The 14,164-nt window shown below is 57.2% G+C and carries 15 protein-coding genes; 6 read left to right on the top strand and 9 right to left on the bottom strand.

Features of this window, described 5'->3' with window-relative positions:
* From ACI7MX_RS13060 to ACI7MX_RS13050, 3 genes are all read right to left on the bottom strand, one after another.
* Positions 1-322: hypothetical protein (locus ACI7MX_RS13060; RefSeq protein ID WP_405634579.1), on the bottom strand; the 322-nt coding region annotated here is incomplete at its 3' end.
* Positions 323-512: 190 nt separating this feature from the next.
* A complete protein-coding gene (locus tag ACI7MX_RS13055; RefSeq protein WP_314491097.1) occupies positions 513-1,799 on the bottom strand; it encodes an MFS transporter in 1,287 nt (428 codons plus the stop codon).
* A 154-nt stretch (positions 1,800-1,953) separates the two neighbouring features.
* Complete coding sequence (locus tag ACI7MX_RS13050; RefSeq protein WP_314491094.1) at positions 1,954-2,517, bottom strand: chalcone isomerase family protein; 564 nt, start codon at positions 2,515-2,517, stop codon at positions 1,954-1,956.
* Between the two features lie 275 nt (positions 2,518-2,792).
* Here ACI7MX_RS13050 and sthA point away from each other — a divergent pair, with 275 nt between their 5' ends.
* Positions 2,793-4,187, top strand: coding sequence for a Si-specific NAD(P)(+) transhydrogenase (gene sthA / locus ACI7MX_RS13045; RefSeq protein WP_405587949.1), 1,395 nt, complete (start codon positions 2,793-2,795; stop codon positions 4,185-4,187).
* A 42-nt stretch (positions 4,188-4,229) separates the two neighbouring features.
* Here the strand turns inward: sthA and ACI7MX_RS13040 are convergent, their stop codons facing one another.
* Both ACI7MX_RS13040 and ACI7MX_RS13035 read right to left on the bottom strand, forming a co-directional pair.
* Positions 4,230-4,952: a glycerophosphodiester phosphodiesterase gene (locus ACI7MX_RS13040; RefSeq protein ID WP_405587946.1), complete on the bottom strand. Its 723-nt coding sequence runs from the start codon at positions 4,950-4,952 to the stop codon at positions 4,230-4,232.
* A gap of 36 nt (positions 4,953-4,988) precedes the next feature.
* The gene (locus tag ACI7MX_RS13035) at positions 4,989-5,573 is read right to left on the bottom strand and encodes a PilZ domain-containing protein (protein WP_405587943.1); all 585 of its coding nucleotides are present in this window, start codon (positions 5,571-5,573) and stop codon (positions 4,989-4,991) included.
* A 94-nt stretch (positions 5,574-5,667) separates the two neighbouring features.
* Here ACI7MX_RS13035 and ACI7MX_RS13030 point away from each other — a divergent pair, with 94 nt between their 5' ends.
* From ACI7MX_RS13030 to ACI7MX_RS13020, 3 genes are all read left to right on the top strand, one after another.
* Positions 5,668-6,918, top strand: a complete 1,251-nt coding sequence (locus ACI7MX_RS13030) for a lipoprotein-releasing ABC transporter permease subunit (RefSeq protein ID WP_405587940.1) — start codon at positions 5,668-5,670, stop codon at positions 6,916-6,918.
* 7 nt (positions 6,919-6,925) lie between these two features.
* The gene (gene lolD, locus ACI7MX_RS13025; protein WP_194286158.1) at positions 6,926-7,609 is read left to right on the top strand and encodes a lipoprotein-releasing ABC transporter ATP-binding protein LolD; all 684 of its coding nucleotides are present in this window, start codon (positions 6,926-6,928) and stop codon (positions 7,607-7,609) included.
* Between the two features lie 61 nt (positions 7,610-7,670).
* Entirely contained in the window at positions 7,671-8,915 is a 1,245-nt protein-coding gene (locus ACI7MX_RS13020; protein WP_405587936.1) for a lipoprotein-releasing ABC transporter permease subunit, read from the top strand.
* Positions 8,916-9,021: 106 nt separating this feature from the next.
* On the opposite strand, the gene ACI7MX_RS13015 is transcribed toward ACI7MX_RS13020, so the two are convergent.
* Both ACI7MX_RS13015 and ACI7MX_RS13010 read right to left on the bottom strand, forming a co-directional pair.
* Positions 9,022-10,386: a heavy metal sensor histidine kinase gene (locus tag ACI7MX_RS13015; protein ID WP_405587933.1), complete on the bottom strand. Its 1,365-nt coding sequence runs from the start codon at positions 10,384-10,386 to the stop codon at positions 9,022-9,024.
* Positions 10,386-11,066, bottom strand: a complete 681-nt coding sequence (locus tag ACI7MX_RS13010; protein WP_314482002.1) for a heavy metal response regulator transcription factor — start codon at positions 11,064-11,066, stop codon at positions 10,386-10,388. Before ACI7MX_RS13010 ends, ACI7MX_RS13015 begins: the two co-directional genes overlap by 1 nt.
* A 147-nt stretch (positions 11,067-11,213) precedes the next feature.
* Between ACI7MX_RS13010 and ACI7MX_RS13005 the strand changes: the two genes are divergently transcribed.
* Positions 11,214-11,735 carry a plastocyanin/azurin family copper-binding protein gene (locus ACI7MX_RS13005; protein ID WP_405587929.1) on the top strand — a complete coding sequence of 174 codons (522 nt, stop codon included), beginning with the start codon at positions 11,214-11,216 and terminating at the stop codon, positions 11,733-11,735.
* 82 nt (positions 11,736-11,817) lie between these two features.
* The gene (gene queF, locus ACI7MX_RS13000) at positions 11,818-12,648 is read left to right on the top strand and encodes an NADPH-dependent 7-cyano-7-deazaguanine reductase QueF (RefSeq protein WP_405587927.1); all 831 of its coding nucleotides are present in this window, start codon (positions 11,818-11,820) and stop codon (positions 12,646-12,648) included.
* A 189-nt stretch (positions 12,649-12,837) separates the two neighbouring features.
* On the opposite strand, the gene ACI7MX_RS12995 is transcribed toward queF, so the two are convergent.
* Both ACI7MX_RS12995 and ACI7MX_RS12990 read right to left on the bottom strand, forming a co-directional pair.
* Complete coding sequence (locus ACI7MX_RS12995) at positions 12,838-13,311, bottom strand: peroxiredoxin (protein ID WP_405587923.1); 474 nt, start codon at positions 13,309-13,311, stop codon at positions 12,838-12,840.
* A gap of 12 nt (positions 13,312-13,323) precedes the next feature.
* Positions 13,324-13,884: a glycine cleavage system protein R gene (locus ACI7MX_RS12990; RefSeq protein WP_016780071.1), complete on the bottom strand. Its 561-nt coding sequence runs from the start codon at positions 13,882-13,884 to the stop codon at positions 13,324-13,326.
* Between the last annotated feature and the right edge of the window lie 280 nt (positions 13,885-14,164).

Raw genomic sequence — 14,164 nt, 5'->3', positions numbered from 1 at the left:
GTGGTGGTGGTGGTGGTGGTGGTGCCGGAATATTACGTTGGGCGCAGCCGTCGGGGATGTCTGTTAATGCCTTTGGTTGGGGCGATTGAGCATGCTGTAAGACCGACTGTAAAGGTGAAGCAGTCGTGCGTTGCGCAAGAGTGCTGTTCGGTTCTGATTTGAGTTGACGATTTTTTATTTCAACTGCTTGGAGGCCTTGATGCGATCGATTGCGGGTATTTTTTGCATATTTTGCTACGCGGCTTTTCGAGGGCAGGGTTTTTTTTTCTGTATCAGGCAGTGCGCGTAAGACTCTTCTAGCGATTATTTCTCGTGCTTGCATGACAAATCCATACTGCAAATGAAGATTTTTCGAGTTAGCGGCTATACATAATCATTTTGCAGATCATGCCGCTCTCAAAAAAAGCTCATCCCCTCACGGAGGTTATAAGGTGAGGCTTGGGCGCAGTGAGTGGGGCCCGAGCCTCAAGCTGCAAGAGAGCGCTTCTCAACTTGCAGCCTTCCACCTGCTTTTAACCTGTAGCTTGCGCCATCCGCAGTTCATGTTGATTACCACGAAACAGCACCACGGTTGCGATCAGCCCCAATACAGCCGCACCCGTCAACCACAAGCCCGGCGCTGCCTTGTTGTCCAGTACGTGGATCAGGTACGTACACGCCGCCGGGGTGAAACCGCCAAACGTTGCAGTCGCCAAGCTGTAAGCCAGCGAGAAGCCGGTGGTGCGCACTTCAATCGGCATGATTTCAGTCAGGGCAACCACCATGGCGCCGTTGTACGAGCCATAAAGGAATGACAGCCACAACTCGACCATCAGCAAGTGACTGAAACTCGGGTTGGCCACTAGCCATGACAAGGCTGGGTAGGCAGTCAAAATGGCCAGAATCGTCGAGCCCAGCAGCAGTGGCTTGCGCCCGATCTTGTCGGACAGCGAACCCATGACCGGCAGCCAGAAGAAGTTCGACAAACCGATGCACACGGTCACCAGCAATGCCTGCAAATCCGTCAGGTTCAGTTCTGCCTTGCCGAAAGTCGGGGTGTAAGCCGTGATCAGGTAGAACGACACGGTGGTCATGATCACCAAGGCCATGCCGCCGAGTACCAAGCCAAAGTTTTGCCCAACAGAGCGCACGATTTCGCGCAGCGTGGGGTGATGCTTACGGGCTTCAAACTCCGGGGTTTCTTGCATGGATTTACGGATGACAAAGATCACCGGCACGATCATGCAGCCAATCAGGAAGGGGATGCGCCAGCCCCATTCACCCATTTCTGCGGGACTTAGCCAGTGGTTCAGGCCCACGCCCAGCAAGCCGGCAAACACCACCGCCGCTTGTTGACTGGCCGACTGCCAGCTTACAAAGAAGCCTTTGCGGCCCGGTGTGGCTATCTCTGCCAGATAGACCGAAACCCCGCCCAACTCAACGCCAGCAGAGAAACCTTGCAGTAAGCGGCCCAGCAGTACCAACAGGGGAGCGGCGACGCCCAGCGTGGAATAGCCCGGCACACAGGCAATCAGCACAGTGCCCATAGCCATCAGGGCCAATGTAATGATCAGGCCTTTGCGGCGGCCGTGACGGTCGATGTAAGCACCGAGAAAAATGGCACCCAGAGGGCGCATCAGGAAACCGGCGCCGAACGTCGCCAGGGCAAGCATCAGTGAGGCAAATGCGCTATCGCTTGGAAAGAAGGTTTTGGCAATGGCCGTGGCGTAAAAGCCGAAGACCATAAAGTCGAACATCTCAAGAAAGTTACCGCTGACAACGCGAAAAATCGCCTTGCCTGTGCCCGTACTGGAGGCCATCAGAAATCACCCGCTGTTATCTGTTTTATGCGTAATCCATGTTTTTTGCTTGTCCGCACTGCAAGGGCCAAGCATTCGCTTTTGCCCAAAACAGTTTTGTAACCATATGTGTATCAAATTATGTAGGCAACTGTTGTGGGGACTACAGGGCAAGTCAGGGGGTAAGTTTCATCAACGTCTTACGCAGGTTTTCGGGCAAACCGTCGGGCGCAAGCCAGATGCCGATATAGGTTTTGGCCAATGCCGGGTTCTGGCTGGTGAAAATGACGCTGCCATTACGCTCAAGGTTCAGGCCGCGTTGTGGTGAGAAATTCAAGGCGAAGCGGTCACCCCGTTTGATGTCGCCGAAGCTGTCTTGCAATTTTTTCAACTCGGGTTTGAGGGGAGTCAATACGGTTGGCGGGTGTTGGCGCTCAAGGATGGTGGTGGAGGCTTTGGTGATATCGCTGTGTTTCAGGTCGCGTAGATAGAACAGTTCCAGGCGTAGGTTGCGCTGCTGTTCGAACGCTTGTTGGGGAGTCATGCCCGAAGCGGTGTACAGCGCGGCGGCGTAAATGTCGGCCCAGAGGTAGGTTAGAACGATCTGGCCTTGGCGCGGCATGACTTCAGAGCCTTCGCGCCATTGCGCCGGGAACGCGGCCTCTTTTATCAGCGCAGCATCGTCGGCCGCTGCCGCAGCGCTGTAGGCGAATAAAAGAGCGATCAACAACTGACGCATGCTGGCGATCCTGATCGATGGGTTGTTTGAGGTTATGTCAGTTTTCACAGGTATGTCGGCTGCATTGAGTCCCTCTCCCTTTTGGGGAAGGGTGGATGGCCGTCAATTGTGTAGTGAATGCAAATATAGCCAACGACCAGACCAAGGGTTAATGTTCGCGGCGTTCAGGCTTCTATAGACTGTGCCCCACGTTTTGATCCTTCATGGCGCTGGCCGCGACATGATTTAGCCGTAGGTGCCCAAAGCGGTGCCACGGCCTGTTCTGAGGAGTACGCATGGCTGTCTACAACTACGACGTAGTGGTACTGGGCTCTGGCCCGGCAGGAGAAGGTGCGGCAATGAACGCCGCAAAAGCAGGGCGCAAAGTGGCGATGGTGGATAGCCGGCGTCAGGTTGGCGGCAACTGCACGCACTTGGGCACGATCCCGTCCAAAGCCTTGCGTCACTCGGTTCGCCAAATCATGCAGTTCAACACCAATCCGATGTTTCGGGCCATTGGTGAGCCGCGTTGGTTCTCGTTCCCGGACGTGCTGAAAAGCGCCGAGAAGGTGATTTCCAAGCAAGTGGCTTCGCGCACGGGTTACTACGCACGTAACCGTGTCGACCTGTTCTTCGGCACCGGCAGCTTTACCGATGAGCAAACCATTGAAGTGGTCTGCACCAACGGCGTCGTCGAAACCTTGATGGCCAAGCAAATCATTATCGCCACCGGCTCGCGTCCGTATCGCCCGGCAGATATCGATTTCACTCACTCGCGTATCTACGATAGCGACACCATCCTCAGTCTGGGTCACACGCCGCGTAAGCTGATTGTTTACGGGGCAGGCGTGATCGGCTGCGAATACGCATCGATCTTCAGTGGTCTGGGAGTGTTGATTGAGCTGGTGGATAACCGCGAGCAACTGCTGAGCTTCCTCGATTCCGAGATCTCGCAAGCGCTGAGCTACCACTTCAGCAACAACAACATCACCGTTCGCCATAACGAAGAGTATGAGCGCGTAGAAGGCGTCGAAAACGGCGTGATCCTGCACCTCAAGTCCGGCAAGAAGATCAAAGGGGACGCCTTGCTCTGGTGCAACGGCCGTACCGGCAACACTGACCTGCTGGGGCTGGAGAATATCGGCATTAAACCCAACGGTCGTGGTCAGATCACCGTTGATGAAAACTACCGCACCACCGTGCCCAACATTTTCGCCGCAGGCGATGTGATTGGTTGGCCGAGCCTGGCCAGTGCAGCTCACGACCAGGGGCGCTCAGCCGCTGGCAGCATCGTCGACAATGGCAGCTGGCGCTTCGTCAATGACGTGCCAACCGGGATTTATACCATTCCCGAGATCAGCTCCATCGGCAAGAACGAGCAGGAGTTGACCCAGGCTAAAGTGCCTTATGAAGTGGGCAAGGCGTTCTTCAAGAGCATGGCGCGGGCGCAGATTGCGGGTGAGCCTCAGGGCATGCTGAAAATCCTGTTCCACCGTGAAACCCTTGAAGTACTGGGCGTTCACTGCTTCGGTTATCAGGCTTCAGAAATCGTGCACATCGGCCAGGCGATCATGAACCAGCCGGGCGAGCTTAATACCCTTAAGTACTTTGTGAACACCACGTTCAACTACCCGACCATGGCTGAAGCCTATCGGGTAGCGGCTTACGATGGCCTTAATCGGCTTTTTTAAGCGGCTCCGGCCGGTGGCCTGAGCCGGCCGGGGAGACCGATTTCAGCCATTCCCAAGGGTGGCAGTGGCCAAACCGGGAAAGTCTGTAATCAGGCTGTCGACGCCGAAATCAGCGAGCCTGCGCATCAGCGCAGGTTCGTTGACTGTCCATACCGACACATGCAAACCCTGACGCTGGGCTTTGGCCAGACGTTCCGGGGTGCAGAGTGTCCAGTTCAATGCCAGCAAGTCACAGCCATAACTGTTTGCGACCTTGATCGGGTCTAGCCAGGCGTATTCGGCGACCAGTCCGCGAGACAAGTCCGGTGTCAGTTCCAATGCGGCTTTCAGCACTTCGCGGGAACTGGAGGTGACGGTCACTTTGTCCATCAGGCCATGACGCTCAGCCATCTCGCGAATGGCCAACACGGTACTGGCTGCGCGCGTGCGTGATGCGCTTTTGACTTCAAGCTGCCAATGCTCGAAGTTGCATTTTTCGAACAGCTCTTCCAAACGCGGAATCGGGCACGGCTGCATCCAGCCCGGGCCTCCTTTGCGAGCGTCATAAGTCATCAGGTCGGCCGCAGTGTGCTCGATCACTTTGCCGCGTCGGTCAGTGGTGCGCTTGAGGGTGGGGTCGTGAATCACCATCAGCTCGCCATCTTTGGACAAGTGCAGGTCGAGTTCGCAGCGACGAACGCCATGCTTGAGGCATTGCTCAAAGCTGGCGAGGGTGTTTTCCGGTGCTTCGCCTTTGGCGCCGCGATGGCCATAAATCAGGGTCACAGTTACTCCTTATAAGCGTGCGCGCAGCTTGAGTGATTACTCGGCGGCGGATTCGTGTTGTTCGCGGGCGAGGCGGCGTGCCTGTGCCTGTTTTTGCAAAATGTAGCGTGCCAGCAGCTGGCGCTGGGTGTCATTGAGGGCTTCGAATTCAGTGTCGATCACGTAACTCTCGTCTTCGGCAAGACACGTGACAACGCGGGCACGCAGCAGCAAACCCAGCGCTTGGGGCATCAGCACCAGCTTCAGTGAGAGATGGCTATCCGCGGGCAATGGCTGTTTCTGGCGAAACTCAATGCCGCCTTCTGAAAGCTTCACCGGTTGCAGCTCGCCGATCTTGCCTAGCACTGTTTGTGCCACGATCTGGCTGAGCAGATCGACGCGTTTATTGAGGGTTTTAAGGTAGCTGGAAAGGGTGCGGTCGCGTTCGCTGATCTGGCGCAGCAGGTGCTGGGATTCGAATTCGCTGAGGTGCAGTTCGCTGAGCAAATTGAACAATGGTGACGCATCATGCAACACTTCGCCGCTCGCAGCGTCGGTGTCCGACAGCGGGGTTATTTCCAGTGCGATCAGATCCTCGATACGGTAGTATTCGCGGCGATCTTCTTCATTTAATGTCGACATGGCGAACCCATGATGGCGGCTGTGGTCTGAGTGTAAAGCTGCTTATCAGGCCTCGCCACAAGGACGTCTTCTTTTCCCTCGAACAAGCCCCGACATGTTCAGACCTCTCTTCGTATTTATCGGCACGCGTTATACCCGTGCAAAGCGTCGCAATCATTTTGTGTCGTTCATTTCTCTGACTTCAATGATCGGACTCGCCCTCGGCGTGGTCGTCATGATCGTGGTGTTATCGGTGATGAACGGCTTCGATCATGAAATGCGTACCCGCGTGTTGGGCATGGTGCCCCACGCGACCATCGTCGGCGATCAACCGATCAGCGATTGGCAAAGCCTGGCCGCCAAGGTTAAGCAAAACCCCAAGGTGGAGGCCGTAGCGCCGTACACCCAGATGCAAGGGCTGCTGACCCATGACGGCAATGTGCAGAAAGTGCTGCTCAATGCCATCGACCCGGCGCAGGAGCGCAAGGTTTCGATCATTGATCACTTTATGCTTGAAGGTCAGCTCGATTCGTTGACCCCCGGCAGTTTCGGCATCGTGATTGGCGACAAGGCCGCTAAAAAGCTGGGCGTTGCCATTGGCGACAAACTGACCTTTGTTGCGCCGGAAGTCACGGTGACGCCTGCCGGGATGTTCCCGCGTATGAAGCGTTTCACGGTGCAGGGCATTTTCCATGTCGGCGCGGGTGAAATTGACGGCTATCTGGGTGTTACCAACCTGCAGGACCTGGCGCGCTTGCAGCGTTGGAAGCCTGATCAGGTGCAAGGCTTGCGGTTGAAGTTCAACGACCTGTTCGAGGCGCCGCGTGCGGCCTGGGACATCGCCCAGCAGTTAGGCGAAAGCCAATACTACTCCCGTGACTGGACCCGCACCCACGGCAACCTCTATCAAGCCATTCGCATGGAAAAAGCCATGATTGGCTTGCTGTTGTTGCTGATTGTGGCCGTGGCCGCGTTCAACATCATTTCCACGCTGGTCATGGTGGTCAATGACAAGAAAGGCGACATCGCCATTCTGCGCACCTTGGGGGCGACGCCGGGCACGATCATGGCGATCTTTATGGTGCAAGGCACTGTGATCGGAGTGGTTGGGACGGCTATTGGTGCGGTGCTGGGCATGCTCGCAGCGCTCAATGTCAGTGCTGCGATCTCGGCCCTTGAAGGGCTGATCGGTCACAAGTTTCTCAATGCTGATGTGTATTTCATCGACTACCTGCCTTCGCAATTGCAAACGCAGGATGTGTTGATGGTCTGCGGCGCGGCATTGGTTCTGAGTTTCCTCGCGACCTTGTACCCGGCCTGGCGTGCTGCACGCACCCAGCCTGCGCAGGCGCTTCGTTATGAGTGAGTTGGGCATGAAAGAACAAGCAGTGTTGAGTTGCCGCGACCTGGGCAAGTCCTACGAGGAAGGCCCGGAGTCCGTGGTGGTGTTGTCGGGTTTGCAGCTTGAGCTGCATCCCGGTGAGCGTGTGGCGATTGTCGGTACGTCGGGCTCGGGTAAAAGTACTTTGCTCAATCTGCTCGGTGGCCTCGATACGCCCACCAGCGGCAGCGTGTGGCTGGCGGGTGAAGAACTGTCGGCGCTGGGTGAAAAGGCCCGCGGTCTGTTGCGCAATCGCTCGCTGGGTTTCGTGTATCAGTTTCACCACTTGCTGCCCGAATTCACCGCGTTGGAAAACGTCTGCATGCCCCTGCTCATCGGTAAAACGCCGATTCCGGAAGCGCGCGAACGTGCCACCGCGCTGCTGACCCGTGTAGGGTTGGGCCATCGTCTGGAGCACAAGCCGGCCGAGCTGTCGGGTGGCGAGCGCCAGCGTGTGGCCATTGCCCGTGCGCTGGTCAACAAGCCGGGGCTGGTGATGCTCGACGAGCCCACGGGTAACCTCGATTCGCACACCGCCCAAGGCATTCAGGACTTGATGCTTGAACTCAGCACCTCGATGCGCACGGCGTTTCTGGTGGTGACTCACGACATGAATCTGGCCCGGCAGATGGACCGCGTGTTGCACCTGCAAGAAGGTCGCCTGAGCGCGATGTGATCGGCCAAGCCTGGCGCCGTTTTCTGGCGTCGGGTCTTTTATTTTTATACGGTGCCCGCGAATGTTCAGACCGTTATCGATTTTTATCGGCACGCGCTATACCCGCGCCAAGCGCCGCAATCGTTTTGTTTCGTTTATTTCCATGACGTCGATGATCGGCCTCGCCCTGGGCGTGCTGGCGATGATCGTGGTGTTGTCGGTGATGAACGGTTTTCAGCGTGAAATGAGTAACCGCATCCTCGGCATGGTGCCGCATGCCACCGTGGTGGGCGTGAAGCCTATTGATGACTGGCGGCCAGTGGCGCAGGCAGCGATGAAGAATCCGCAAGTGACCGCAGCCGTGCCGTTTACCGAAATGGACGGCATGCTTTCCTATAAGGGATCGATGCAGCCGATTCAGATCAGCGGCATCGATCCGGCGCAGGAAGGCAAGGTGTCGATCGTCACCCAGCACATTGTGCAGGGCAAACTCGACGATCTTAAACCCGGCGAGTTTGGTGTGGTGCTGGGCGACATTACCGCGCGGCGTTTCCGTCTGGCGGTCGGTGACAAAATCACCTTGATCGTGCCCGAAGCCAGCACCGCACCGGGCGGGATTACTCCGCGTCTACAGCGATTGAACGTGGTGGGCATCTTCAAGGTCGGGGCAGAGCTGGACGGCACCATGGGGCTTGTCCATATGGCCGATGCGGCAGCCATTCAGCACTGGGAGCCGAATCAGGTGCAAAGCGTGCGTCTGGCGGTCAAAGACTTGTACGCGGCGCCTCAGGTTTCGCAGCAGATCGTGGCTGGCTTGGGTGCCGATTACAAAGCCGATGACTGGACTCACACCCAAGGCAGTCTGTTCAGTGCCATGAAGATGGAAAAGACCATGATTGGCCTGTTGTTGCTCATGATCGTTGCCGTGGCGGCGTTCAATATCATTGCCACCTTGATCATGGTGGTGAATGACAAAGGGGCGGACATTGCCATCTTGCGCACCATTGGTGCTACACCGCGCCAGATCATGGCGATTTTTATGGTGCAGGGCACGGTGATTGGCATTGTCGGTACGTTGATTGGCGGCGTGCTGGGTGTGATTGCAGCACTCAATGTCAGCGAGCTGGTGGGCTGGATGGAGCGCGTGTCCGGGCAACACATTTTCAGTTCGGACGTGTATTTCGTCAGCAACCTGCCATCTGAATTGCAGGGCGCCGATGTGGCGCTGATTTGCGGTGCGGGCTTTGTGCTGAGCTTTATGGCGACACTGTATCCGGCGTACCGGGCGGCGAAAATTCAGCCAGCGCATGCGTTGCGCTATTCCTGATAGCTGAAACGCCCTCACCACGCCTCTCCCTGAGGGAGAGGGGGCTGATGGGTGGTATTGCGCAGATCGGATTTTGCTTTTAGTGCCCTCTCCCTCTGGGAGAGGGCTAGGGTGAGGGCTGCTTTTCAGGCAGCTCAATCACAAACCGCGTCACCCCCTCCTGTGACTCAGCTCGAATCTGCCCGCCATGGGCGCGAATGATCGACTGCGTAATCGCCAGGCCTAGCCCCGCATGTTCGCTGCTGCCTTCACGTCTTGCGGGATCGGCCCGATAAAACCGGTCAAACAGGCGAGGTAGCAACTCGGCGGGAATCCCGCTGCCGGTGTTTTCAATACGAATACGCACGCCGGTCGTCGACGCACCTATCAGCACCCTGATGACTCCCCCGGTCGGCGTGTAGCGCAGTGCGTTATCCAGCAGGTTGGAAAGGGCGCGACGCAACATGCTGCGGTCACCTTCAATTTGCCCGTCGCCCTCGCGGCTCAGTTCAATCTGCGAGTCTTCTGCCAGCAATGCATAAAACTCCAGCAAGGCATCCACTTCCCTGGCCAATTGCAGCGGCTCGCGACGCGGTGACAGCAAGCCATGATCAGCCTTGGCCAGGTACAGCATGTCGTTGACCAGTTGGGCCATCCATTGCAGCTCTTCAAGGTTGCTGTGCAGGGCCTCGCGGTACTCGTCAATGCTTCTGGGGCGGGTGAGGGTCACTTGGGTATGGGTCAGCAGATTCGACAGGGGGGTTCGCAACTCATGCGCAATATCAGCGGAGAACGCCGACAGTCGCTGAAAAGAATCATCCAGACGCTCCAGCATGGCGTTGAACGCCCCGGCCAGTTCGGCCAGTTCGGCGGGCATGGCCTGTTGCGGCAGGCGGGCATTGAGTGAGTCAGCCGAAACGCTGGCTGCAATGGCGCTCATGCGCCGCAAGGGTCGCAAGCCGCTACGGGCCGCCCACGCCCCGAGAAGCGCCGTGGCCAGCGCTGAGAGGCCAACGGTGAGCCAGATCAGGTGCTGCATGCGTTGCAGGAAGTGTTGGTGGTGGGTGATGTCCAGCAGCAAGGTCAGACGCGGTTCACCAGCAGTGTCAGGAATTGGGTTGAGTACTCTGTAATTCGTGCCGTTTATTTGCAGGCTTGCCAATCCGGGGTGAGAGGGCAGTTCATCCGGCAAGCTCTGCGAGCTGTCAAACCACACTTGACCGTCAGGACTGCGCACTCGCATCGTCAGGTCAGGCTGCTGGCGAAGGTTCTCCAGCAGGTCAGGCAGGCGCTGCTTGAAGCGCTCAAGGGAGTCGGCGTTTTGCAATGTGCTGCGCAGGACAGCGAGACGGCTCTCCATCAATTGTTGGTCGAGCTCGGCGAAATGCGCCTCGCTGGCGCGGCCGAACAGCACGCCGGCCAACAGCGACACCACTGCGGTGCAGGCGGCAAACAGCAATGCCAATCGACTGCTCAGTGACAGGCGGGGCATCAATGGGTGCGCTCTTCTAGCACGTAACCCATGCCGCGTACGGTATGGATCAGTTTGTGTTCGTGGTTGTCGTCGATTTTCAAACGCAAACGGCGAATCGCCACTTCGATGACGTTGGTGTCGCTGTCGAAGTTCATGTCCCAGACCTGCGATGCAATCAGGGATTTGGGCAGGACTTCGCCCTGACGGCGCAGCAGCAGTTCGAGCAAGGCAAACTCTTTGGCGGTCAGGTCGATGCGCTGGCCGTTACGCTCGACACGGCGCCGGATCAGATCGAGGCGCAGGTCGGCCAGCTGCAGGCTGGTTTCTTGCGTTGAGCTGCTGCCACGGCGCAGCAAGCTGCGCACCCTAGCCAGTAGCTCTGAGAATGCAAAGGGCTTGACCAAGTAGTCGTCAGCGCCCAGTTCCAGGCCGTGTACGCGGTCTTCGACGGCATCGCGGGCAGTCAGGAACAGCACGGGCATGTCCAGCCCGGCACTGCGCACAGCGTGCAGGATTTGCCAGCCATCACGCCCGGGCAACATGACGTCGAGAATCAGCAGGTCGTAATCGCCGGTCAAGGCCAGGTGCTGGCCTGTGATGCCGTCCGTCGCCAGTTCGGTGCTAAACCCGGCTTCGCTCAATCCCTGGCGCAAGTATTGGCCGGTTTTGGCCTGGTCTTCGACAATCAGCAGCTTCATGGGTGGCTCATCCAAAAATATCCTCAGCCTTATACATGGGGCCGGAGAATGTAGGTCCAATCTGACAAACTTGTAATCTTACGGTCAGTTGAATGCCAGTAGCGGTCGATAAAGTGGTGCTAAGTATTTTGCGTTCTGGGAGTGAGTATGCGTATTCGTAGCGGTTTGTCTCTGGCTGGGTGCTGGTTGGCGTTAAGTTTGCCGGTGATGGCGTCGCCTGCAAGCCAATTGGATTTTGGTCATCCAGCACCTGCCGCCAGCGCTACGCGCACGGTGGAGGTGGACATGAGCGACATCGCGTTCAGTCCCAAATCTTTGGACGTCAAGGCCGGGGAGACGGTGCGCTTTGTGCTGGTCAACAAAGGCCAACTGCTGCATGAGTTCAATCTGGGCCATGCTGCCATGCACACCGAGCATCAAAAAGAGATGCTCGACATGCAGCAGAACGGCATGCTCACGCCGACCGGAATGAGTCACGCGGGCATGGATCATTCGGCTATGGGCCATGGCGCAATGAAACACGATGATCCCAACAGCGTGTTGGTGGCACCCGGCAAAACGGCTGAGTTGACTTGGACTTTTACCAAGACCGATAACCTGGAGTTTGCCTGCAATGTGCCGGGTCACTATCAGGCGGGCATGGTTGGGACGGTAAAAGTTTCGCCTTAAACGTGGCTGATCGTCTGCGGGCGCTGAAAGCCTGGCCTAAACCCGGTAGAATCGTCGGGTTTTTCTAGCCAGGTTTTTTACCATGCATCCCGCAGCCGAACACTCGCCGCTGGGCAAGTCCAGTGAATACATCAGCACCTACACCCCGTCCTTGCTGTTTCCGATCCCGCGTGCGGCGAAATGGGCAGAGCTGGGCCTGAGCGCCGACACGCTGCCGTACGTTGGGGTGGACTATTGGAATTGCTTTGAGCTTTCGTGGTTATTGCCGTCGGGAAAGCCGGTGGTGGCCATTGGTGAGTTCTGCTTTGCTGCAGACTCTCCGAATATCGTCGAGTCCAAATCCTTCAAGTTGTACCTGAACTCGCTCAATCAGACCTTTTTTGCCGATAAACACACCCTTGAAGCGACGTTAATCGCTGATTTGTCAGCCGCGTCAGGTAAGCCTGTAGGCGTACGCGTGCGCAGCCTAGATGACGTTCAGGCTGATGGTGTGGGTATTTTGCCGGGCGTCTGCATTGATGATCTGGATATTACGGTCAGTGATTACGAACAGCCGCGTCCAGAGTTGTTGAAGTGCGATGAATCGCGGGTCATTGAAGAGAGTGTGTACAGCCATTTGCTCAAATCAAACTGCCCGGTCACCCGCCAGCCAGATTGGGGCACGGTGGTGGTTGAGTACCGCGGTGCGGCGCTGGATCATGCCAGTTTGCTGGCGTATCTGGTGAGCTTCCGTCAGCACTCGGACTTTCATGAGCAGTGTGTGGAGCGAATCTTTTTGGACGTGCAGCGTTTGCTCAAGCCCGAGAAGTTAACTGTATATGCGCGCTATGTGCGACGCGGCGGGCTGGACATCAACCCGTACCGCAGCACTGAGACGGCTGAGTTTCAGAATGTGCGGTTGGTGCGCCAGTAATTAAAAGCCCCTCACCCTAGCCCTCTCCCGGAGGGAGAGGGTACTAAGGGCAAAAGCAAGTTTGCGTCACGCCACAAATCAAGCCCCTCTCCCGGAGGGTGAGGGGCCTAAGGGCACAAGCAGATTTACGCAACACCGCCAATCAGCCCCCTCTCCCTCTGGGAGAGGGTTGGGGTGAGGGTCGGTCAGTCAGCCGTTATTCAGCGCCTTGGCCTGTTCCAGCACCGCCTCAACATGCCCCGGCACTTTCACGCCGCGCCATTCGTGACGCAGCACACCGTCCTTGTCGATCAGGAAGGTGCTGCGATCCACGCCCATATATTCCTTGCCATACAGCTTCTTCAGCTTGATCACGTCAAACAGCTGGCACAGGGCTTCGTCCTTGTCGCTCAGCAACTCAAACGGAAAACCTTGCTTGGCCTTGAAGTTCTCATGGGACTTGAGGCTGTCACGCGATACACCAAAGACTTCGGTGTTAGCCGCCTGAAACTCGGCATAGTGATCGCGAAAACCCTGTCCTTCTGTGGTGCAACCGGGCGTGCTGTCTTTGGGGTAAAAGTAAATTACCACCTGTTTACCCTTCAAAGCCGACAACCTGACGGTCTGCTCGCCAGTAGCCGCAATCTCGAAATCGCTGACGGGTTGGTCAATTGCAACGGTCATGGTCATGTTTCCTTACATCGGGTTTTGTGGACGCCACGGTTCAATCAGCGCATCCAGATTCAGCGCGTCGGCGAAATCCAGGAACTGGTCGCGCAACCAACTGATTTGCACGCCAGCCGGCAGGGTCACGGTAAACGTGGCGTTGAGCATGGTGCCGCCGGTTTGCGGTGCCTGATAGGTGTCGCAGGTCAGGTTTTCGAGCTCGACATTGTGGTCCATGAAGAACTGGCACAACTCGTTGATGATGTCAGAACGGTAAGCCGAGCTGACATACGCCACATAAGGCAACGCTTGAGGGCGGGTTTCGAGTGCAGCACTGCGCACCACGTTGACGCTGAAAGCATGCTTTTTGGCCAGTGCAGGCAAGCCGGCTTCGAGCCGTGCCAGCGCATCCCAGCTGCCGGTGACTTCCAGCACCAGCGCGCTGCATTCGCCATGACGAGTGAGGCGGGAGGTCACGACGGCACAGCGATTTTCATGGCTGGCGCGGCACAGGACGTTAGTCAGCTCCATTGGGTTGGCGCCAAGGGCACTGATGACAAGGAATTGTTCGCGAACTGTGGGGGTGGACATTCAGCCTTCCTAAAACGATGAGCGGTCAGTACGGTGGATGGGTTGCGCTGTGGGCTCTGGGCGTTCCAAGCGCTCCACCAGCCCGCCTGCAGGCCGTTTGCACGGTATGCAAACATGTCCCGTAAGGCCGAGGGCAGGGCGTTGGGCGCTTACAGAAAGACCTGAAAAACACACGCGCACACACATCAGTACCAATCAAAGGATGAAGGGTAGCGAAAAGCAGCGAGAAGGGGAATGCTCATCGGGCGCGCTGTTGCTTGTGCAAGGGTCAAGGCGCCAG

Source organism: Pseudomonas sp. 2024-210 (assembly GCF_045062345.1).
Lineage (GTDB): Bacteria > Pseudomonadota > Gammaproteobacteria > Pseudomonadales > Pseudomonadaceae > Aquipseudomonas.
Note: the sequence above shows the minus strand (reverse complement) of the source record. Positions and strands in the feature narration are given on the sequence as shown.

What these genes read in the sequence shown, in the direction of transcription:
- ACI7MX_RS13030 (WP_405587940.1), top strand. Translation starts at nt 5,668, where the DNA reads ATGTTCAGACCTCTCTTCGTATTTATCGGCACGCGTTATACCCGTGCA.
- ACI7MX_RS13010 (WP_314482002.1), bottom strand. Translation starts at nt 11,066, where the DNA reads ATGAAGCTGCTGATTGTCGAAGACCAGGCCAAAACCGGCCAATACTTG.
- sthA (WP_405587949.1), top strand. Translation starts at nt 2,793, where the DNA reads ATGGCTGTCTACAACTACGACGTAGTGGTACTGGGCTCTGGCCCGGCA.
- ACI7MX_RS12995 (WP_405587923.1), bottom strand. Translation starts at nt 13,311, where the DNA reads ATGACCGTTGCAATTGACCAACCCGTCAGCGATTTCGAGATTGCGGCT.
- ACI7MX_RS12990 (WP_016780071.1), bottom strand. Translation starts at nt 13,884, where the DNA reads ATGTCCACCCCCACAGTTCGCGAACAATTCCTTGTCATCAGTGCCCTT.
- ACI7MX_RS13005 (WP_405587929.1), top strand. Translation starts at nt 11,214, where the DNA reads ATGCGTATTCGTAGCGGTTTGTCTCTGGCTGGGTGCTGGTTGGCGTTA.
- ACI7MX_RS13020 (WP_405587936.1), top strand. Translation starts at nt 7,671, where the DNA reads ATGTTCAGACCGTTATCGATTTTTATCGGCACGCGCTATACCCGCGCC.
- ACI7MX_RS13050 (WP_314491094.1), bottom strand. Translation starts at nt 2,517, where the DNA reads ATGCGTCAGTTGTTGATCGCTCTTTTATTCGCCTACAGCGCTGCGGCA.
- lolD (WP_194286158.1), top strand. Translation starts at nt 6,926, where the DNA reads ATGAAAGAACAAGCAGTGTTGAGTTGCCGCGACCTGGGCAAGTCCTAC.
- ACI7MX_RS13015 (WP_405587933.1), bottom strand. Translation starts at nt 10,386, where the DNA reads ATGCCCCGCCTGTCACTGAGCAGTCGATTGGCATTGCTGTTTGCCGCC.
- ACI7MX_RS13035 (WP_405587943.1), bottom strand. Translation starts at nt 5,573, where the DNA reads ATGTCGACATTAAATGAAGAAGATCGCCGCGAATACTACCGTATCGAG.
- queF (WP_405587927.1), top strand. Translation starts at nt 11,818, where the DNA reads ATGCATCCCGCAGCCGAACACTCGCCGCTGGGCAAGTCCAGTGAATAC.
- ACI7MX_RS13055 (WP_314491097.1), bottom strand. Translation starts at nt 1,799, where the DNA reads ATGGCCTCCAGTACGGGCACAGGCAAGGCGATTTTTCGCGTTGTCAGC.